Origin of the sequence: Actinoplanes sp. NPDC000266 (assembly GCF_042899005.1) — a bacterium.
In the GTDB taxonomy this organism is placed as follows: Bacteria; Actinomycetota; Actinomycetes; order Mycobacteriales; family Micromonosporaceae; genus Actinoplanes.
In genome coordinates this window covers 759,134-777,716 of the sequence record NZ_JBIAZI010000003.1, presented here as the reverse complement: position 1 = coordinate 777,716, position 18,583 = coordinate 759,134, and the positions used below count along the sequence as shown (strand labels likewise).

Genomic DNA, 18,583 nt, shown 5'->3' with positions numbered 1-18,583 from the left:
TCTGCGGAATCGTCCGCGGGCGCTCTCAGATCCAAGGAGAACATGTGGATTCGTTCGACTCTCGCAACCGTAAAACCGCCTCCCGCATCGCGTACAACGAGCTGCTCGACGAAGTCGCTCAGCACGTTTGGACTGCCGTAAGCACTAAGACGGGTCCTGGCACTGTAGCCATGACGTTGTCCGGCAGAGGAACTACCCGGGGCAGTCTTGGCTACGTCATCACGGCGCCAGGGCTTGAGCACGTTGTTTCCAGGACAACTCTGGCAGACCTTGCGTGCCGCGGATCCGTCACGATCGCTCCGACCGCGGGGATCGAGCCTCTCCGGCCAGCTGAGCTTGCCACGGCCAAGCGTCGTCGTAACATCACCAAGTAGAGAAAGGCCAAAGCTGGGCGTGCCTCGCGGGAGGTAATAGCGCGTCACCCGCGCACACCGGCACAGACCGGGCATGGGCCCAGCCTGTTGGCTCTACCACTGGCAACGCCCACTCAGCGGCATGAGAGTTGTCTGCGCTTCGAACGTGATCAAGGCTTCGCAGCACGCCAGCTTGGGAACCGTCAACCTTAACCCACGCATCTATCGCGGCTCTGAAGAACCGCCATATCCCATCGCGGAGGATGAGGACTTAGTCAGGATCGAAGTTGTGTCGAATCCTCGTGCGGTCGACGTAAAACAGGACCTTGTCGATGTGATCGACCTTCCTCAGTTTAGGGGATTTTGGATCGAGTACGGCGTGGTGGAGTGGGCGTATGCAACGGGTCCAGGAGTCCAAGACTTTCTGGCACTGCTGGAGCCGCCTCGCTGGCACATCGTTCACCCCGCGCGGGGCCTTCCCAAAGGGGCCAAAAAGACCGTTTCCCAGTACCTTGCGAACCCTCTCCTCAGTCAGCTTAATCGAGCGGGCAGGGTGCGGCTCTACCCTGAGAAGATGCCAGGAACCGGGTTTTGGGGTCGAGAGGAGATTTCCTGGTGGTCGTCCGTCCAGGAGCCTGCTCCCGACTGGAATGATGAAACAACGCGTTTATCATGGGAACGGAATTTGGCGCTGCACCCCGACGCGACCCCTGAGGTTTACGTTCCCTAGGGGCACCTTGCTGTACGCGGACGCACTCACTTTGGCACGACCGGCCAGCAGTCGGCGCCACGGCCGGTTCATTCGTGGACGCCCTCATCTCGGCGGGACCGTAAATCCGATGCGGTGGAAGATGTGCAGCCTCAGGAGGGATCGAGGTAGAAGTACTCACCAGAGACATGGTTGATCATCACAACTTCCTCAGCCTTATCGTTCAGCGCCTCTGCCACTACTGCCGCAGATTCAGCGAAACGCCTCTGGGCAAGGTTGGACATATTGATCGGAAAACTGCTTCCCTGGATCGATATAAATCCTGTCGTGGCTGCGTCTACTGCAACCGATAATCCTTTCGCCAGAGATTTTCGTATCTGGGCAGATACGCGAGACTCCGTACTCTTCTTTCGCCTTCTGCTGTAATCTTCGCTGTATCCGAAAAGGCGGCCTACAACGTTGGAACTTTCGCCTATATAGATCGCCCGACCGCCCTTCGGGCTGATCGGTATGATAATCCTGTAGAGGCCGGGCTTTCTCGGTGCCCTAACGGGCGACCGCACGATATGAGAAAGCTCAGGACTGGCGTAGGGGTTCGAGAACTCACCCACACTGCGCCATTTAATTTGGACCGAGATATCAGTCTTCCTGGACGGCCGGCGATTCGAATTCCCCATCACTGCATTGTATGACCGCCAGAGGCGGGCGTCGATCTCGCAATCCCTTTAAGTCGGAATCTAGATACCTGGCCTACGCATCAAGCATATGTCTGAGCTTGTATCGCGGCCTCCCACCCGCACTCACATCGGCTACTTATTTACTGGTGGCACGACCGCTGCCCGGCCAGATCCGGATGGCGCCAGGGGGTGTGGGAGGGCTATCGGCGGTAGCCGATCTTTGTGCTGCTTCGGGCGCACCAGTCGTGGCCAGGAGCCGCACAGGGCAACCGAGAATGCCGTAGCCATCGGAGAACTCTCAAGCGCGGCGGCCAGCCGAGGGTCCGCCGACGTGCGGAATTCAATGCCGGCCGGGCCAGGTGCGATAAGCCTGAACCAGGTTCTCGCTCGGCGTCTCTCCGGACGGCGGCGTCGAGGAGAACATCGGTGAGTCGTACGAGTGCGATCTGACCTCCTGGGCGGGCGGGTATCCCGTCGAGTCGGAGTTCCCGACGACGAAGACCCGTGCCCGCTGACGTTGGGCGAGGAGGCCTGCGCGCGTTCTTCGGCTTGGTCCTCGAAAGGCGTCTGGGCCGGGCGACGTCGATCCGTTCGAGGGTTCGCTTCGCGGCTTCCTCGGGGCGGGGAGTTACACCAACGCCGTGAGGGGTGTGTCCGGGCCGGTGGTCTCGAGGCCGTACTCGAGGTCCTCCCGTACGTCTTCGATCGTGTCGTCCTCGCCGAGGACCTCGGGGATGTCGTTGCTGAGTTCGAGCTGTTCCAGCATGTCGTATGCCTCGCCGAGGGTGGACGCGCCCATCTCCTGCGCCCACCTCAGGGTGTTCAGGGCGGCCGCCGAAGGGGAGAAGTCGTCGCTCACCGGCTCACTCTAACCGGGCCTCAGTAGTAGAACGGCTGGGCGGCCGATGGGTCGGCCGGGACGATGTCGAGGCGCGGGTCGGCTATCAGGTCGGCTATGGCGGAGGCGGTGGCTCCTACGCCGGCCCAGTGCGGGTCGACGTCGGCTGTGAGGCACCATGCGTGGTCGGCGGGCCACACGAACGCCGGGGGCTGGAAGTCGGCCCGTACGCCATAGTTGCCGTAGTCCGTCAAAGGGCCTCGGAACAGGAAGTATTCGCGTTCGGGGAGGAAGACCTTGGGGGCCGGGAACTCGTCGCCCCAGCCGTCCCACAGCGCGAAGTAGCAGTCGCCGGGCGTGGTCGTGTGTTGGGCCAGGGTCTCCACGGCGAAGCCGACCTTCTGGGTGTCGGTCACGTCGTCGGGGGCGCCCTCGAAGTCGGCCTCCTGCTGGCCGGGGCGCACGGGATCGGGGATGAAGCGCAACCTCGCATACGACGGGAAGCCCGAAGGGCCGAAGGTGAGCAGCTGGTGCCATTCGGCGTCGCTGGTGGCTATCCAAGCGGCCGGGGTCAGGTCGGTGCAGAGGGTCAGAGTCATCTCAGCCGACCAGGCTACCGATGCCGTACGTGACGGCCATCGCCAGCGCGCCGCCCACGACCAGCCGCAGGACGGCGCGGGACCGGCGGGCGCCGCCGAGCCGGGCGCTCAGCCAGCCGGTCAGGGCCAGCGCGACCATCACCACGGCGAACGTGACGGGCACGCGGGCGGCCGGCGGTGGCAGCAGGATCGCGGCCAATGGCAGCAGGGAACCGGTGGTGAAGGCGATCGCGGAGGCTCCGGCGGCCTGCCACGGGCTGGTCAGCTCGTCCGGGTCGAGATGCAGCTCGACGTCGGCGTGGGCGGCGAAGGCGTCCCTTTCGGTCAGCTCGAGCGCCACCTGCCTTGCGGTGGCGGGGCTGAGGCCCTTGGCCTCGTAGAGGGCGGCCAGCTCCTCGAGCTCCTGGTCGGGGAAGTCGGCCAGCTCGGCCTTCTCCTTCGCGAGCAGCGCCTTCTCGCTGTCGCGCTGGCTGCTCACCGAGACGTACTCGCCCAGGGCCATCGAGACGGCGCCCGCGGCCAGGCCCGCAATCCCGGCCGTCAGCAGCGGGCCGGTCGACGTGGTGGCGCCGGCCACTCCGACGACCAGGCCGGCCGTGGAGACGATGCCGTCGTTGGCGCCGAGAACGCCGGCGCGCAGCCAGTTCAGGCGGCCGGGCCGGGCGGTGTCGTGGGGCTCATGCGGATGCGTACTCACCAATCGATCTTGCCTTAAAGGTCCTTCATCCTCCGGATCTCACTGCCCTGCTCGACGGCCATCTCGCCCGCGGTCTCGCGCAGGCGCTCGTCCTCGCCGCTCTTCATGACGTCGCCGGCCATCTGCATGGCGCCGCGGTGGTGGGAGCTCATCATGGCGATGAAGCGCTCGTCGAAGGCGGCGCCCTTCAGCCCGGCCAGCGCGGTCATGTCGGCGGCGGACTGCATCCCGGGCATGGTGGCGTGATCGTGCGAAGGGTCGTTCTCCGGCAACTTGCGCTGAGTGAGCCAGTTGCGCAGCCAGCCGATCTCTGGTTCCTGTACGGCCGACATGCGCTGGGCGAGGGCCAGCAGCTGACCGTTCTGACCGCGCCCGGGCACGAGTTTCGCCATCTCGAGGGCCTGACCGTGGTGGGCGATCATCATCTGGACGAAGGCGACGTCGGCCGCGTTGTAGGTGACGCCGTCGGGGACGCGCACCTTGTCGGAGTCGGTCACTGTGGACGACTCGCCGGGTTTGCCGGGAACCACGACCCGGACCGGCGGGGCGGCGCTCTCGCTGGGGCGTGGCGCGGCGGCCTTCTGGCCGGAACCGGAGCGGGCCGCCAGGGCGATCCCGACCGCCGCGAGCACGATGACCAGCGCGATCAGCATTGACGTCCGTGAACGGCTCATCACAACCCTTCATCGATCCCTAAAGATGTTCCCGAGGCGGGCCCCGGCAATTACTGTAGCGACAGAGTTGAATACGGTCGGTGGGGCTCCATCCTGCCTCGCCGTGCCGTCATCCGGAAGGAGCTCCATGACGCACCCACAAGGGCGCAGGCTCAGGCGCCTGGCCGCGATCGGCGCGGTGGCGCTCGCGGCTGCCCTGCTCACGGCACCCGTGAGCGGAGCGGCTCAGGCCGCCGAACCGAACACCATTCCGGGCGTCGACGAGATCGTCAGCAGCCCGAACCTCAAGCAGGTCGCGCACCGGGACAAGATCGGCCCGTTCGCGAACTCGACAAACTCCGACTGGGCCTTCCAGGGCAAATACGCCTACAGCGGCAACTACAACGGCTTCACCGTCTACGACGTCAGCAACCCGAAGGCGCCGTTCGAGGCGACCCAGGTGGTCTGCCCCGGCTCGCAGAACGACGTGTCGGTCAGCGGCAACCTGCTCTTCCTGGGCACGGACTCGCAGCGTACGGACGACGGCTGCGAGAGCGCGGGCTCCACAACGGACAAGCCGGGCGCCCGCTGGGAAGGCATCAAGATCTTCGACATCAGCGATCCGCTGACGCCGGTCCACCTCAAGTCGGTCAAGACGGACTGCGGCTCACACACGCAGACGCTGGTGCCGGGCAAGAAGGGCGACCCGAACGTCTACCTGTACATCTCCTCGTACAACCTGTCGACGACGGACCTGCCGAACTGCGCCCTGCCGCACGACAAGATCTCCATCATCAAGGTGCCCAAGCGCCACCCGGCCGCGGCCAAGGTCGTCGCCACGCCGGTGATCTTCCCGGACGGCGGCTACGAGGGTGACGGCGAGGACAAGAGCGCCACGACCGGCTGCCACGACATCACGGTCTACGCCGACAAGGACATCGCGGCCGGCGCCTGCATGGGCGACGGCGTCCTGTTCGACATCTCGAAGCGCACCGCGCCGAAGGTCATCACGACGGTCCGCGACACCGTGAACTTCTCCTTCTGGCACTCGGCCACGTTCAACAACAGCGGCACCAAGGTCGTCTTCACCGACGAGCTGGGCGGCGGCGGCCTGGCCACCTGCAACGAGCGCTTCGGGCCGAAGCTCGGCGCGGACGCCATCTACGACATCGTCGGCCAGCGCAAGCTGGTCTTCCGCAGCTACTTCAAGATTCCCCGTACGAACGCCGACACCGAGAACTGCGTGGCCCACAACGGCTCCCTGATCCCGGTCCCCGGCCGCGACATCATGGTCCAGGCGTGGTACCAGGGCGGCATCTCGGTCTGGGACTTCACGGACTCCCGTAGGCCCAAGGAGATCGCCTACTGGGAGCGCGGCCCCATCTCCCTGACCACAGCGGTCGGCGGCGGTTCGTGGTCCGCGTACTGGTACAACGGCTACATCTTCTCGAACGACATCGCCAAGGGCATCGACGTCCTCGACCTGCGGGACCCGAGAACCAACATCGCCAAGTTCTTCCGCACGAACGAATTCAACGCACAGACCCAGAACAACTTCCTGCGCTGGTAGAAGATGTTCTCCAACCGGGCCCCGCTCCGCGCGGGGCCCGGTTTCTTTTGGACGTCGGCGGCAACGAAAGGCACCACCGCGATGAAGTTCTCCCTCCAGGACATCCCGTTCTCCTACCGGGGCTCCTGGTTCGACATCTCGCCGGTGATCGCCGAGAACACGGTCGCCGACGACCTGCATCTGGTCTCCCACCAGACCGGCATGCACCCGATCCTACGGTTCACCCCGGCCGAGACACCCGTCGTGACGGCGACCCCGGCCCTCCTGACCTGCGAGAACAGCAGCGGGCGGATCGAGTTCACCTACCAGAGCGCGGACACGCTCCGGATCCGCGGCGACGGCCCCGAACTGCGGATCGCCGCGGCCGCCGAGACCCTCACCCCGTTCAGCGGCACGTACCTCTACCAGGACCCGGCCACCGGCGCCTTCGTGTTCACCTCGTACGAAACCGGGCGCCGCTACCGGGTCACCGTGCTCACCGGGTCCCTCCTCTCCGCCGGCGCCGAGGCGCTCGGCACGGCGGACCGCTCACTGACCCTGCCGGCCGGACAGCCGTGGGAGGTCGCCGTCGAGGAGTACGAGGCCGCCCGCCCGCCGTACACCCGCGAAGCCGACTTCGATCACGTGCGCCGGGCGGCCTCGGCGGCGTTCACGGCGTTCGCCGACGCGGTAGCGCCGTGGCGCGGGGCCGGGACGCCGGCCGCGGAGCTGGCCGCCTACGTGGTGTGGTCGGCCACGGTCGGGCCGGCCGGCCTCGTGACCCGGCCGGCGGTGCTGATGAGCAAGCACTGGATGGACAAGGTGTGGAGCTGGGACCACTGCTTCAACGCGGCCGCCCTCGCCGCCGGCGACCCCGAGCTGGCCTGGCACCAGTTCCAGCTGCCGTTCGACCATCAGGACGCGGCCGGCGCGCTGCCGGACTCGGTCACCCACTCGGAGGTGCTGTACAACTTCGTCAAACCGCCGATCCACGGCTGGGCGCTGGAGCTGATCCGGGCCCGCCTGGGCCGTCCGGCCGACCTCGAGGCCACCTATGAGCGCCTGGCCCGCTGGACGCGGTTCTGGCTGGACGCGCGCCGGGTGCCGGGCCAGGATCTGCCGTACTACACGCACGGCAACGACAGCGGCTGGGACAACGCCACCACCTTCGACGGCGGGCGGGTGATCCAGAGCGCCGACCTGGCCGCCTTCCTGGTCCTGCAGTTGCACTGCCTGGCCGGCCTCGCCGCCGAGCTGGAGAAGCCGTCCGCGGAGTGGACCGCGGCCGCCGACCGGATCCGTGACGCGATGGTGCGGGAGCTGTGGACCGGTGACCGGTTCGAGGCGCGGGAGCCGCGGACCGGCGCGCGACGGCCGAGCAGCAGCCTGCTCGACCTGATGCCGATCGTCCTCGGTGAACATCTCCCCGGACCGGTCGCCGCGGCCCTGGCCCGTGGTGTGCGGGCCCACCTGACGGCGCACGGCCTGGCCACCGAGCCGGTCGACTCGCCGCACTACGAGGCGGATGGATATTGGCGGGGCCCGATCTGGGCGCCGTCGACGGTCCTGATCGAGGACGGGCTGCGCCGGTCCGGTCATCGCGAGCTGGCCGACGAGATCAGCGAGCGTTTCCGGGCGCTGTGCGAGAAGTCCGGCTTCGCCGAGAACTTCGACGCTGTGACCGGCGCCGGATTGCGCGACCGGGCATACACCTGGACGGCGAGCAGCTACCTGATCCTCGCCGCCGCCCATGCCCAGCGCGCGGCGGCCGGGCGGCCGCCGTCCGGGCTGGGGACGGCGGCCACCTCTTTAGGGGCTCAGGCCAGGACGAACGTGTAGCCCTTGGCCTTGAGCTGCTTGATGGTGGCGTTGAGCGACGCCACTGTCTGGCTGCGGTTGCCGCCTCCGTCGTGCATCAGGATCACGGCGCCGTTGCGGGCTCCCTTCACCGCTCGGCTCGTGATGGTCGACGTGCCGGGGCGGGACCAGTCGCGCGTGTCGACCGTCCAGCCCAGGATGCGCAGATTCTGGTTGCGGACCACCGTGCGCGTGCGGGAGTTGCTCGCGCCGTACGGGAAACGGAAGACCTTGGGCTTGACCTTTGTCACGCTGTAGATCTTGTTCTGGGTCCAGGTGATCTGGTTGCGGGCGGCCGTGTTCGACAGCTTTGTGAAATTGGGGTGGCTTCGGCTGTGGTTGCAGAGGCGGTGGCCTTCGCGGACGACGCGGCGGGCGGTTGCCGCGTACGGGCCGACGTTGTTCCCGAGCATGCAGAACGTCGCTTTGACATTGTTGCGCTTCAAAATGTCGAGGATCTGCGGCGTGTACTTGGACGGGCCGTCGTCGAACGTCAGCGCCACGGTTTTCTTGGCGGCGGCGACGACGATCTCGACCGGAGCGGCCTGAGCGGGGGACGACGCGGAGACGGCGATGCCGGATGCCAGCAGCGAGGCGAACGCGAATCCGGCGGCCAGGTTCTTGGAGAGCTTCATGCACCGACCTAGTTGAGGAGTGACTTCGAGGGCGGCAGGCCGGGTTCGAACGCGACGGTGGATTCGGGCCGGTGGATGCCCGGTGACTGGTCGCTGAGCACTCCCGAGCGCAGGGCGTCGAGAATCGCCTCCGCCAAGATGTCCAGTTCGGACTTGTCGGCGTCGTCGTCGAACTCAGGGATGTACGACATCGGTGCCCCCACCTGTGCGCACGGCCGGTTGCCGATCTGAGCGTGCGTCCGGAAGGGGTCCGCGGGCATCGGTCGAGTGACTGTTCCGGGCCCTTCGTGTCCGACCTCACTTTCCGTTTGCGGCGGGATCCGTGCTAATCCAGAACGCATGACGATCTTGGATAACCCGGTGTGGGGCGCGCTCTCGGGCGCGCAGGCCGGATTCGCGGAGACGAAAGGCCGGGCGGCCCGTTTCGCCGCCGGCGTCTCGCCTTTTCACGGCCTGGCCGACGCCGCCGATCCGGCCGCCTGGGACGATCTGGCCGCGCTGACGGGCGACGCCGGGCCGGTTCTTCTGCCGGCGGGCCCGGACGATCCGCCGTCCGGCTGGGCGGTCACGTCACTCAACCGGGGCGTCCAGCTGGTCGGTTCCGCCGTACGCCTGGAAGAGGACCCCGAAGCGCAATTGCTCACCACCGACGACGTGCCGGAAATGCTCGGCCTGGTCGCCCTGACCCGCCCGGGTCCGTTCGGCCCGCGCACCGTCGAACTCGGCCGCTACCTCGGCATCCGCCGGGACGGCAAACTCGTCGCGATGGCCGGCGAACGCATGCGCCTGACCGGCTTCACCGAGGTCAGCGCGGTCTGCACCGATCCCGCCTACCGCGGTCACGGCTTCGCCGGCCGCCTGGTCAGCGCCATCGCCGCCGGCATCGTCGAGCGCGGCGAGACGCCCTTCCTGCACGCCGCGATCGGCAACACCAATGCGATCCGGCTGTACGAGAAGCTCGGCTTCAGCGTCCGGCGACCGGTCAATTTCCACCAGTACGGGCGCGCTCAGGCATAGTCGACGTCGAATCCCCGATCGCGGAACTCGGGCCGCCCCCGAAACGGATTGCCGCAGTTGACGAAGCGCACCCGGGGGATGTCCAGGATCGCGTCCAGGTTGGCGAACTTACGGCTGTTCAGAACGTCGAGCTCGTCGAGCCCGGCCAGCAGCGCGCCGTCGATCTCGGCCCGGATGCCGTTGAGCCGGAGCACCTTCAGGCTGGGCGGCAGCCCGGCCATCGAGAACCGGCGCCCGCTCCCGGCGATCTCGAGCGCCTCCAGGGGCGACCGGATGTCGGCGAGGATGTCGTCGTTGCGGACGCCGACCAGTTCCAGATGCCGCAGCGTGCTCAGTTTCCGAAGCTGTTCGCGTGGCCCTTCGAGGCCGTCGATCTCGGTGCGGAGGAATTCGAGGGACGGCAGGGGATCGACGACGCGGGACAGGTCGGACCCCACGTACAGAATGCCCCGCACGTGGCCGGGAACAGCGACCGGCACTTCTGCCTCGCCGTGAATGACAAGCGTCCGCGGCACCCCGTCACCCAGCAGCCCGACCAGCGCCGCGGGCACCGTCAGCGACTCCAGACGCGGCAGATCCCCGAGCCATTCGGGCAGTTGGGGCCGGCGTAGTTGCGCCGCGCTCGGCGCGACGTCGAGCGCCCGCACGAGGGCCGGCTCGGAAGGCGACCCGTTCCAGGGAATGCGCGCCTCCCCGTCGCATTCACCGACGTTCCCGACGCAGAAGACGCCGTCCCCGTCCGGCGGAAAGACATAGCGGTAGCGACTCGCCTCGAAGAGCTCCACGGTGCTCGATAGTTCCAGGGGTTCATGTGGGTTTAGTAACGCCACACGGCGGGCGGGGCGCGCTAAGCTTCTGCGCATGGCAGGCGAGGACGACATCTCCGGGTGAGTTTCCCGGCGGGCCGCAGGCGCGCGTGACACCACGCGCCGTTGCCGCGGCCTCTGTTGTCGTGCCTTTGTTCACTGCCGGGACTCGTATGAGTGCCCGCGATCTTTGGGATTCGCAAAATGTCCGATGGTTACATCGTTTGTTCGTCGCTGTCCTTTTCCTGGCCGGATGACACCCCGGTCTTCGATGACCTGTCCTTCTCTGTGCCCGGTGGGCGCACGGGGCTCGTCGCCTCGAACGGCGCCGGCAAGTCGACGCTGCTCAAGCTGATCGCCGGCGACCTCAAGCCGACCGGCGGCAGTGTCCACGTCGACGGCGTGCTGGGCTATCTGCCGCAGGACCTCCCATTTGTGAGGGAGCAGACCGTCTCGCAGGCGCTCGGCGTCGACCGGATCATCGCCGCCCTGCTGGCCATCGAGAGCGGCGACGCCGACGAGGAGAACTTCGCCGTCGTCGGCAACGACTGGGACGTCGAGGAGCGCACCCGCGCCGAGCTCGACCGGCTCGGGCTGGGCGACGTGGCCCTCGACCGGCGCCTGGCCACGCTCAGCGGCGGGCAGGTCATCTCCCTCGGGCTCGCCGCCCAGCTGATCAAACGGCCCGACGTGCTGCTTCTCGACGAGCCGACCAACAATCTCGACCGTACGGGCCGTGACCGCCTGATCGACGTGCTGCGCACCTGGTCGGGGTGCCTCCTCGTGGTCAGCCACGACCGGGAGCTGCTCGACGAGATGGACCGCATCGCCGCTCTCGAGCCGCAGGGCGAGGTGCGCTGGTACGGCGGCACCTTCACCGAGTACGAGGAGGCCGTCCGCAACGAGCGGGAGGTCGCCGAGCGGCAGGTCCGCAACGCCGAGGCCGACCTGAAGCGGCAGAAGCGGGAGATGCAGCAGGCGCGGGAGCGGGCCCAGCGCCGGGCCTCGAACGCCAGCCGCAACCTGGCCGACGCCGGCCTGGCCCGCATCGTCGCCGGCAACCTCAAGCGCGACGCGCAGGTCTCGGCGGCCAAACAGGCCGAGACGCACGCCAGCCGGGTCGGTGACGCGCAGGCCCGGCTCGACCAGGTCAGCCGGGCCGCCCGTCAGGAGGACCGGATCGCCCTGGAGCTGCCCGGCACCAACGTCCCGGCCGGGAAGACCGTCTTCGAAGCGGACGGCATGCGGGTGGCGTACGGCAATAATGTGATCTTCGAAGGTGTTGATCTCACGATCCGGGGCCCGGAGCGCATCGCGCTGATCGGCGACAACGGCGCCGGCAAGTCGACGCTGATGCGCGAGATCCGGCAGAGCGCGGCGGTCACCACGGCATATCTCTCCCAGCGGCTCGACCTGCTCGACGAGGGCCGTACGGTCGCCGAGAACCTGAGCCGGTTCGCGCCCGCGCTGACCGACGCCGAGCGGATGAACCTGCTGGCCCGGTTCCTGTTCCGCGGCGCCCGGGCCCACCTGCCGGTCGGCGTGCTCTCCGGCGGCGAGCGGCTGCGCGCCACCCTGGCCTGCATCCTGTTCGCCGAGCCGGCGCCGCGGTTGCTGCTGCTCGACGAGCCGACGAACAACCTCGACCTGGTCAGCGTCGGCCAGCTCGAGAGCGCCCTCACCGCCTATCAGGGCGCCTTCGTCGTGGTCAGCCACGACGAGCGCTTCCTGGCCGAGATCGGCGTCAACCGCCGGCTGCGCCTGGCCGGCGGCCACCTCACCGAGGATCGGGGTTAGATGCCACTTCTCTTCTCGTACGGCACCTTGCGCGACCCGGCCGTGCAGCGCTCCACCTTCGGGCGCGAGCTGCGCGGCCGCCCCGGCCGCGTCACGGGCTTCCGCCTGGAGTCGGTGGAGATCACCGACCCGCACGTCCTGGCGGTCAGCGGCGAGACCCATCATCCGATCCTGGTCGCCACGGGCGATCCGGCCGACGGCGTGGACGGCGCGGTGTTCGAGGTGACCGAGACCGAGTTGGACAGAGCCGACGAGTACGAGGTGGACGATTACCGGCGGGTGGCGGCGCCGCTGGCCTCGGGCGGAAACGCCTGGGTCTATGTAGCCGCCTGACGCCCAACACTGGTCGATCCGGGGAGTTGCCGCAGTCGGGTCCACGGTTACGGTGAGCCCGTGGAGCCGCTGTCCCCGGTCGCCATGCCCACCCTGTCGACGCTGGTCGCGGCGACGGTGTTCTCCACGACGTTCCTGACCACCCGGGTCCACCGGGAGAGCGGCCGGGCGGTGGACCGCGCGCTCAAGCTGGACGAGCTGCTGGCCACCGCCCGCCGCGACGGCAAGCCCCTCGACGCCGACTGGTTCGACGAGCAGCGGGCGGTTCTCGAGGGTTCGCGGTACGACCGCCTGGCCACCCTCGTCCTCGCCATGAACGCGGTGCTGGCCCTGGCCGCGGCCGGCCTCGCCGTGGCGTTCGGCCTGGACGCGGTGACCGAATGGGACACGCCGCAGGGCTGGGCGCTGATCGCCTTCGGCGGCGTCGCGCTGCTGGTGCTGGTGGTCGGCGCCGTGGACGTCCTCCGGGTGCGACGCGCCCTCGTCCGGCGCCTGTCGGAGACGACGACGGGTCAGTTGGCCGAGGCGGATCGGGCGGTACGCCGGTTGGTGGCCGGCCGGCGCTTCGACCGCCGGCGGCTGGCGAAGGCGCGGGCCGCCGCGGCTCGGGCCGTGCGCACCTCCCGGGGCCTCTACGGGCCGGCGCACGCCTGGCGAGCCCGGGTCGAGCTGCTCAGCCTGGCCGACCCGACCGCGCCCGATCACCTGCTGCGGGCGGGCCGGTGGCTCGACCGGGCGATCGAGGCCGGGCCGCCGTCGGCGCCGATCCTCGCGGCCAGGGCCCATGTCCACGAGGAGTTCGGTGCGGATCACCTGGCCGAGGGCGACCAGGCGCGGGCGGCGGCCGAGTTCGAGCTCGCGGCCAAGGCGTGGTGCCAGTGTGTCGAGCTGTATTTCCGGGCCCGCGACGAGGATCCCGGCGACGAGCGGCCACGCGACGAGCGGCCACGCGACGAGCGGCCGCGTGATGAGCGGCGCGGCGATCGGCGCGGCGAGGAGGGTGCCGCCGACCGGGTGACCGGTGATCGCGGCGGGGTGCACGGCTGGTTGCATCGGCCGAGGCGGCCCGAACCGCTCGCCGCGGCGCTGGACCGCCTGCCGGTGGGAACCGGGCCGGCGCTGATCACCGCGCGGATGCTGGCCCGGGCGGCCGCGGAACATCCCGATCGGGGGGACGTCGCGGTACGGGCGCTCGGTGGATGGCTGCACCGGTTGCTGCGCGACTTCGGGGAGCTGCCGACCCAGCTCGCGGGCCGGGAGATCCTGGGGAGCACCACCTATGAGCCGGCGCGGGAGCTGGTCCGGCAGGTGCGGGCCGAGGTCGAGGAGCAGACCCGGCGGGCCCGGGAGGAACTCGACCGGCTGTACGAGTCGGCGGCGCGGCGGCAGCGGGAACTGGACCGGATGATCGACCGCAACCGGGAACGCGACGAGACGCGGCCGGCCGGGGAACGGCCCGAGGACCTCGAATGGCAGGAGCGGACGATGGCCGAGATCGCGTCCCCGCAGACCCTGGCCGACGTGGAACGCGACAGCCAGGAGATGCGGGAGGCCAGGGAACGGGCCGAGGCCGGCCGCCGGCGGGTGCAGGAGCGCGGCCGGGAGGTCGCGGCCGCCGAACACCGCGTGCAGCGCCGCCGGGCCGGCCGGGCCACCGAGGCCGACCTGGCCGAGGACGGCCGGTTGACCGAAGAACTCCGGGACGAGACCGGGGAGCTGCGAGAGGAGGCCGGAGAGCTGCGGGACCAGGCCGGGAAGCCACGGGACGGATAGGCGCCCCGGCGGTCAGAGGGCCTCCCACAGGGCGTGGTCGGCCCAGGCGCCGGTGATGGCGACGTCGGCGTTCTGGCCGCGCTGGCGGGCGAAGCGCAGGGCGAGCAGCTGGAGCCGCACGGTCATGGGAATCTGGGCCAGCAAACCGTCGCCCGCGGCGGGCAGGAGGAAGACGCCCAGGCCGGAGACGCGGGCGGCGTGGGCCAGGCCGGCCGTCAGGTCGTCGGACGGGGCCAGGGCCACCAGGGTGTCGGAGGAGCCGTAGGGGACGGCGGCGCCGTGCAGCAGGCGGTCGGGGTCGAAGCCCTCGCAGAGCAGGCGGGCGCCCTCGCGGATCTTCAGGGCGCCCTCGCGCGCGGTCACCGACCAGTCGCCGGGGCCGACGATGGCCATGGCGCGCGCGGGGATCGGAACGGCGTCGATGCCCGGCTCGGCGATCACCCGGCGTACGGCCTCGGCGGTGTCCTTGATCTTCGAAGGGTCCAGGCCGGGAGCGCCGAGGCGGTGGGCGATGCCGGCCAGGACGGTGAGCGCCGCGGTGTAGCTGACCGTGTACGTCTCGGACTTCTCGGCGACCGGCGTGCGCACGGCGTCCGGCCAGTCGGCGTCCGGGCCGGTGATCGACACGAGGGGGAGGCCGGCGTCCAGGACGAGCTGCCGGCAGCGCCGCGCGTGGGCCGTCTGCCCGGTGTGGGTGATGACGACGGCGGCGTCGCCGGGGCGGGCCGCGGTGAACCGGTTGGCGGCGATCGCGTGGGCGTCCAGGCCGGCGGTCTGCAGGGCGGAGGCGCCCAGCTCGGCCGCGTGCAGGCTGGTGCCGGTGCCGATGAGCCAGATCCGGCGGCCGTCGGCGAGCCGGTCGGCGGCGGTCACGGGCTCGTCGGCGAGGGCGGAGATGACGTCCGGCTGGGCGGCGATCATCGACGCGAGTGCGGTGGTCATCCCTCCATCCTCGTCCTGCGCGAGCCATTGCCGACGGCCGGCCCGTTCGCGCTCTCGGCTAGGCGAGCCGCTCGATGTTGTCCAGCAGGGCCGTCAGAAGGCCGGTGAGGACGACGTCGTCGTCGACGGAGGCGAAGTGCGGGGCGACGGCGGCGATGTTCGGGAAGCCGTCCGCCGGCAGGGACTGATATTCGCGGGTCCACGCCGACTCGTCGCCGTGGCGGCTCGACTCCTCCAGTGCGGCGTAGCCGCCGCACATGCCGGCGTACGACAGCAAGGTGTCGGCGAAGACCCGGTGTTGCACCGCCGCTTGTTGCCCGGAGAGCCCGGCTTCGCGCAGCGCGCCCAGAATGACCTCGACGGTGCGGAACTCGCCGGGACGCCGGGTCGTGCGCATCGCGACCGTGGGCGCGATCGCCGGATGCTCGACGAAGGTGCGCACCAGCTCGCGGCCCAGCCATTCCAGGCGGGCGCGCCACGGCCGGCCGGGCGGCAGCTCCTCGATGACCTGGCCGATCAGGCGGTCGGCCACCTCGAGGACGATCTCGTCGCGGTCGCGGAAATGGCGGTAGACGGCGGTCGGGTCGGCGCCCAGCTCCTTGCCGAGCCGGCGCACGGTCAGCGCCTCGGCCCCGGACGTGGCGGCGAGACGGCTGGCCACCTCGATGATCAGCTCGGGGCTGAGCGAGGGGCGTGCGCGCACCTCACGCCTCCGGATAGGACGGGCTCAGCGGCGCGTCCGGGTCGAGGGTCGTCAGGGCGGCGGCCAGCAGCAGCCACACCTGGGACGAGAGCGACGCGCTCAGCGTCCGCTGGTCGATCTCGTCGCGATGGTCGAACCACCACAGGACGCTGGAGTCGACCAGGCCGATCACGCCGGCCACGACGTGTTCCGGCGGGCCGGTGCGGACGTACGCGGCCAGGGCGCGGGTGAGCTGGGGGACGGCCTCGCCGGGGCTCAGGCGCACCCGGAAGCGGTAGAGGTTGGGGTGCGCCGCCGCCCACTGGAGCACGCGGTCGATCAGACCGTCGATGACCTGCGGCGGGGTGCCGCGGACGGTGAGCGACGGGCGGATCCAGGCGCCGAGCGTCTTGGCCGCCTGCCGGGCCACCGCCTGGTCGAGCTCGTCCTTGCCGGTGAAGTGCCGGTAGACGTGCGGGCGGGGCAGGCCCGCGAGGTCGGCGATGACGGCCAGGCCGGGGTCGCTGCCGTGCTCCTCGATCGCCTGGACGGCGGCCGCCACGATCCGCTCCCGGTGGTTGACGCCGCCGGCTCGCCGCGCGGCGACGGTGTCCCTTCTGACGGCGGCAGAGCTCATGGCCACACCCTAACTGGTACAGTCTGTACCCACGTTGGGGTACACGCTGTACCAGGGGGTTTCGACATGGTTGATGTGACCGCGCTGCGTGACGTGCTGGACGGGCGCTGGGCGCACATCCGCCGGGCCGCCCGCGAGAGGCTCGACGACAGCCGGTTCACGCCGGTGCCGGGCGAGAGCATCGAGGAGGCCCGGTCGCGCATCACCGGCCTGCTCTCCGAGCTGCCCCGCGAGCTCGGGGTCACGGCGGCATTCCCTTCCGAGTACGGGGGATCCTTCGACCCGGGCGCAGCGGTGGTCGCGGCCGAGATGCTCGGTCACGTCGACCTATCGCTGATGGTCAAGGCGGGCGTGCAGTGGGGCCTGTTCGGCGGGGCCGTGTCCGCCCTGGGCACCCATCGCCACCACGAGGCGTACGTACGCGACATCATGTCGGCCGACCTCATGGGCTGCTTCGCGATGACCGAGACCGGGCACGGCTCCGACGTCCACCGGCTGCGGACCACATGCACTTATGACCCGGTTTCACAAGCGTTCGATCTGCATACGCCGCACGAGGCCGCCCGTAAGGACTACATCGGCAACGCGGCCCGCGACGGCCGGATGGCCGTAGTCTTCGCGCAGTTGATCACCGATGGTGGTCCCAAGGGCGTGCACGCCTTCCTGGTCCCGATCCGCGACGAGCGGGGCAACCCGATGCCCGGCGTCACCATCGGCGACGACCGGCACAAGGCCGGCCTGCTCGGCGTCGACAACGGCCGTCTCAGCTTCGACCACGTCAGCGTGCCCCGCGACATGCTGCTCGACCGCTACGGCCAGGTCGCCGAGGACGGCACGTACTCCAGCCCGATCGAGAACGACACCCGCCGCTTCTTCACCATGCTGGGCACGCTTGTGCGGGGCCGGGTCAGCGTCGGCGCCGCCTCCTCGGCCGCCACCCGGGTAGCGCTGACGATCGCGGTCCGCTACGGCGACGTCCGCCGCCAGTTCAGCGCGCCCGGCCACGACCGCGAGGTGGTCCTGAACGACTACCTGGCCCACCAGCGCAAGCTGCTGGTGGCTCTGGCCAGGTCGTACGCCCTGCACTTCGGCCAGGAGGAGCTGGTCACCAAGATGCACGCGGTGCAGGTGGCCGGCGCCGGCGCGGCCGAGCACGACCAGCGCGAGCTCGAGTCACGGGCGGCCGGCCTCAAGGCGGCGCAGACGTGGCACGCCACCCACACGATCCAGATGTGCCGCGAGGCGTGCGGCGGCGCCGGCTACCTCTCGGAGAACAGGCTGCCCGGCCTCAAGGCCGACACCGACGTGTTCACCACCTTCGAGGGCGACAACACGGTCCTGCTCCAGCTGGTCGCGAAGGGCCTGCTCACCGGCTATCGCGACGCGTTCGGCTCGCTCGACGGCTGGGGCCGCACGGCGTTCGTGGCCGACCAGGTCCGCGAGATGATGCTGGAGCGCACGGCGGCCCGCTCGCTCATCCAGCGCCTGGTCGACGCGGTGCCCGGCCGGGGCGACGAGGTGGCGCTGACCGACCGCGGCTGGCAGCTGAAAATGCTGGAGGACCGCGAGAAGCACGTCCTCGAGGGCGTGATCCGCCGCCTGCGCAAGGGCGCGGCCACGAAGAAGGACAGGCCGTTCGACATCTTCAACGACGTGCAGGACCACGTCCTGAAGACGGCCACCGCCCACATCGACCGGGTGGTGCTGGAGGCGTTCGTGGCCGGCATCGAGCGCACGAAAGACCCCGAGGTCAAGGCCCTTCTGTCAAAGGTCTGCGACCTGTACGCCCTGACCACCATCGAGGCCGACCGGGGCTGGTTCCTCGAACACCAGCGCCTGACCCCGGCCCGGTCCAAGGCAGTGACCGCAGCGGTGAACGACCTGCTGCGCGACCTGCGCCCCCACATGCGCACCCTGGTGGATGGTTTCGCCCTGCCCGATACCTGGCTGGACGCGGCGATCCTGCGCGAGGAGCCCGACCGCCAGGACACCATGGCCAAACACGACGCCGAGAGCTAGCTTCAGCGGC

The 18,583-nt window shown here is 69.6% G+C and carries 19 protein-coding genes; 8 read left to right on the top strand and 11 right to left on the bottom strand.

Going from position 1 to position 18,583, the window contains the following annotated elements; translation table 11 throughout:
* The first annotated feature begins 519 nt into the window (after positions 1 to 519).
* Positions 520 to 1,083, top strand: a complete 564-nt coding sequence (locus ACFY36_RS15080) for a hypothetical protein (RefSeq protein ID WP_499746534.1) — start codon at positions 520 to 522, stop codon at positions 1,081 to 1,083.
* Positions 1,084 to 1,214: 131 nt separating this feature from the next.
* Here the strand turns inward: ACFY36_RS15080 and ACFY36_RS15075 are convergent, their stop codons facing one another.
* From ACFY36_RS15075 to ACFY36_RS15055, 5 genes are all read right to left on the bottom strand, one after another.
* Entirely contained in the window at positions 1,215 to 1,739 is a 525-nt protein-coding gene (locus tag ACFY36_RS15075) for a GIY-YIG nuclease family protein (protein WP_499746533.1), read from the bottom strand.
* A gap of 628 nt (positions 1,740 to 2,367) precedes the next feature.
* Positions 2,368 to 2,598 (bottom strand): hypothetical protein, encoded by a 231-nt coding sequence (locus ACFY36_RS15070; protein WP_499746532.1) that lies wholly within the window; start codon positions 2,596 to 2,598, stop codon positions 2,368 to 2,370.
* A gap of 20 nt (positions 2,599 to 2,618) precedes the next feature.
* Positions 2,619 to 3,176 (bottom strand): hypothetical protein, encoded by a 558-nt coding sequence (locus tag ACFY36_RS15065; RefSeq protein WP_499746531.1) that lies wholly within the window; start codon positions 3,174 to 3,176, stop codon positions 2,619 to 2,621.
* Position 3,177: 1 nt separating this feature from the next.
* Positions 3,178 to 3,873 (bottom strand): VIT1/CCC1 transporter family protein, encoded by a 696-nt coding sequence (locus tag ACFY36_RS15060; RefSeq protein WP_499746530.1) that lies wholly within the window; start codon positions 3,871 to 3,873, stop codon positions 3,178 to 3,180.
* Positions 3,874 to 3,887: 14 nt separating this feature from the next.
* Positions 3,888 to 4,547 carry a DUF305 domain-containing protein gene (locus ACFY36_RS15055; RefSeq protein ID WP_499746529.1) on the bottom strand — a complete coding sequence of 220 codons (660 nt, stop codon included), beginning with the start codon at positions 4,545 to 4,547 and terminating at the stop codon, positions 3,888 to 3,890.
* Between the two features lie 127 nt (positions 4,548 to 4,674).
* On the opposite strand from ACFY36_RS15055, the gene ACFY36_RS15050 reads away from it, so the two are divergent.
* Together ACFY36_RS15050 and ACFY36_RS15045 are read left to right on the top strand one after the other, a co-directional pair.
* The gene (locus ACFY36_RS15050) at positions 4,675 to 6,096 is read left to right on the top strand and encodes an LVIVD repeat-containing protein (protein WP_499746528.1); all 1,422 of its coding nucleotides are present in this window, start codon (positions 4,675 to 4,677) and stop codon (positions 6,094 to 6,096) included.
* A gap of 81 nt (positions 6,097 to 6,177) precedes the next feature.
* Entirely contained in the window at positions 6,178 to 7,914 is a 1,737-nt protein-coding gene (locus ACFY36_RS15045) for an amylo-alpha-1,6-glucosidase (protein WP_499746527.1), read from the top strand.
* On the opposite strand, the gene ACFY36_RS15040 is transcribed toward ACFY36_RS15045, so the two are convergent.
* Positions 7,893 to 8,567, bottom strand: coding sequence for a polysaccharide deacetylase family protein (locus tag ACFY36_RS15040; RefSeq protein WP_499746526.1), 675 nt, complete (start codon positions 8,565 to 8,567; stop codon positions 7,893 to 7,895). The genes ACFY36_RS15045 and ACFY36_RS15040 overlap by 22 nt on opposite strands.
* 8 nt (positions 8,568 to 8,575) lie before the next feature.
* Positions 8,576 to 8,758, bottom strand: a complete 183-nt coding sequence (locus ACFY36_RS15035) for a hypothetical protein (protein ID WP_499746525.1) — start codon at positions 8,756 to 8,758, stop codon at positions 8,576 to 8,578.
* Between the two features lie 148 nt (positions 8,759 to 8,906).
* Here ACFY36_RS15035 and ACFY36_RS15030 point away from each other — a divergent pair, with 148 nt between their 5' ends.
* On the top strand, positions 8,907 to 9,584 hold the full coding sequence (locus ACFY36_RS15030; protein WP_499746524.1) for a GNAT family N-acetyltransferase: 678 nt from the start codon (positions 8,907 to 8,909) through the stop codon (positions 9,582 to 9,584).
* On the opposite strand, the gene ACFY36_RS15025 is transcribed toward ACFY36_RS15030, so the two are convergent.
* Positions 9,575 to 10,369 (bottom strand): hypothetical protein, encoded by a 795-nt coding sequence (locus tag ACFY36_RS15025; protein ID WP_499746523.1) that lies wholly within the window; start codon positions 10,367 to 10,369, stop codon positions 9,575 to 9,577. The two genes, ACFY36_RS15030 and ACFY36_RS15025, sit on opposite strands and share 10 nt — an antisense overlap.
* Before the next feature lie 225 nt (positions 10,370 to 10,594).
* On the opposite strand from ACFY36_RS15025, the gene ACFY36_RS15020 reads away from it, so the two are divergent.
* The 3 genes from ACFY36_RS15020 to ACFY36_RS15010 are packed head-to-tail and all read left to right on the top strand — an operon-like array spanning position 10,595 to position 14,293.
* The gene (locus ACFY36_RS15020) at positions 10,595 to 12,187 is read left to right on the top strand and encodes an ABC-F family ATP-binding cassette domain-containing protein (RefSeq protein ID WP_499746522.1); all 1,593 of its coding nucleotides are present in this window, start codon (positions 10,595 to 10,597) and stop codon (positions 12,185 to 12,187) included.
* On the top strand, positions 12,188 to 12,520 hold the full coding sequence (locus tag ACFY36_RS15015) for a gamma-glutamylcyclotransferase family protein (protein ID WP_499746521.1): 333 nt from the start codon (positions 12,188 to 12,190) through the stop codon (positions 12,518 to 12,520).
* Positions 12,521 to 12,580: 60 nt separating this feature from the next.
* Positions 12,581 to 14,293: a hypothetical protein gene (locus ACFY36_RS15010; protein ID WP_499746520.1), complete on the top strand. Its 1,713-nt coding sequence runs from the start codon at positions 12,581 to 12,583 to the stop codon at positions 14,291 to 14,293.
* Positions 14,294 to 14,305: 12 nt separating this feature from the next.
* Here the strand turns inward: ACFY36_RS15010 and ACFY36_RS15005 are convergent, their stop codons facing one another.
* The 3 genes from ACFY36_RS15005 to ACFY36_RS14995 are packed head-to-tail and all read right to left on the bottom strand — an operon-like array spanning position 14,306 to position 16,554.
* Positions 14,306 to 15,235: an SIS domain-containing protein gene (locus tag ACFY36_RS15005; protein ID WP_499746519.1), complete on the bottom strand. Its 930-nt coding sequence runs from the start codon at positions 15,233 to 15,235 to the stop codon at positions 14,306 to 14,308.
* Between the two features lie 58 nt (positions 15,236 to 15,293).
* Complete coding sequence (locus ACFY36_RS15000; RefSeq protein ID WP_499746518.1) at positions 15,294 to 15,938, bottom strand: TetR/AcrR family transcriptional regulator; 645 nt, start codon at positions 15,936 to 15,938, stop codon at positions 15,294 to 15,296.
* A 1-nt stretch (position 15,939) separates the two neighbouring features.
* Positions 15,940 to 16,554: a TetR/AcrR family transcriptional regulator gene (locus ACFY36_RS14995; RefSeq protein ID WP_499746517.1), complete on the bottom strand. Its 615-nt coding sequence runs from the start codon at positions 16,552 to 16,554 to the stop codon at positions 15,940 to 15,942.
* Positions 16,555 to 16,620: 66 nt separating this feature from the next.
* Between ACFY36_RS14995 and ACFY36_RS14990 the strand changes: the two genes are divergently transcribed.
* Positions 16,621 to 18,573: an acyl-CoA dehydrogenase family protein gene (locus tag ACFY36_RS14990; RefSeq protein ID WP_499746516.1), complete on the top strand. Its 1,953-nt coding sequence runs from the start codon at positions 16,621 to 16,623 to the stop codon at positions 18,571 to 18,573.
* The last annotated feature ends 10 nt before the right edge of the window (positions 18,574 to 18,583 follow it).

Excerpts from the sequence above, each read along its gene's own strand:
- ACFY36_RS15075 (WP_499746533.1), bottom strand. The coding sequence starts at position 1,739 with ATGGGGAATTCGAATCGCCGGCCGTCCAGGAAGACTGATATCTCGGTC.
- ACFY36_RS15065 (WP_499746531.1), bottom strand. The coding sequence starts at position 3,176 with ATGACTCTGACCCTCTGCACCGACCTGACCCCGGCCGCTTGGATAGCC.
- ACFY36_RS15055 (WP_499746529.1), bottom strand. The coding sequence starts at position 4,547 with ATGAGCCGTTCACGGACGTCAATGCTGATCGCGCTGGTCATCGTGCTC.
- ACFY36_RS15050 (WP_499746528.1), top strand. The coding sequence starts at position 4,675 with ATGACGCACCCACAAGGGCGCAGGCTCAGGCGCCTGGCCGCGATCGGC.
- ACFY36_RS15045 (WP_499746527.1), top strand. The coding sequence starts at position 6,178 with ATGAAGTTCTCCCTCCAGGACATCCCGTTCTCCTACCGGGGCTCCTGG.
- ACFY36_RS15040 (WP_499746526.1), bottom strand. The coding sequence starts at position 8,567 with ATGAAGCTCTCCAAGAACCTGGCCGCCGGATTCGCGTTCGCCTCGCTG.
- ACFY36_RS15035 (WP_499746525.1), bottom strand. The coding sequence starts at position 8,758 with ATGTCGTACATCCCTGAGTTCGACGACGACGCCGACAAGTCCGAACTG.
- ACFY36_RS15030 (WP_499746524.1), top strand. The coding sequence starts at position 8,907 with ATGACGATCTTGGATAACCCGGTGTGGGGCGCGCTCTCGGGCGCGCAG.
- ACFY36_RS15020 (WP_499746522.1), top strand. The coding sequence starts at position 10,595 with ATGTCCGATGGTTACATCGTTTGTTCGTCGCTGTCCTTTTCCTGGCCG.
- ACFY36_RS15015 (WP_499746521.1), top strand. The coding sequence starts at position 12,188 with ATGCCACTTCTCTTCTCGTACGGCACCTTGCGCGACCCGGCCGTGCAG.
- ACFY36_RS15005 (WP_499746519.1), bottom strand. The coding sequence starts at position 15,235 with ATGACCACCGCACTCGCGTCGATGATCGCCGCCCAGCCGGACGTCATC.
- ACFY36_RS14995 (WP_499746517.1), bottom strand. The coding sequence starts at position 16,554 with ATGAGCTCTGCCGCCGTCAGAAGGGACACCGTCGCCGCGCGGCGAGCC.
- ACFY36_RS14990 (WP_499746516.1), top strand. The coding sequence starts at position 16,621 with ATGGTTGATGTGACCGCGCTGCGTGACGTGCTGGACGGGCGCTGGGCG.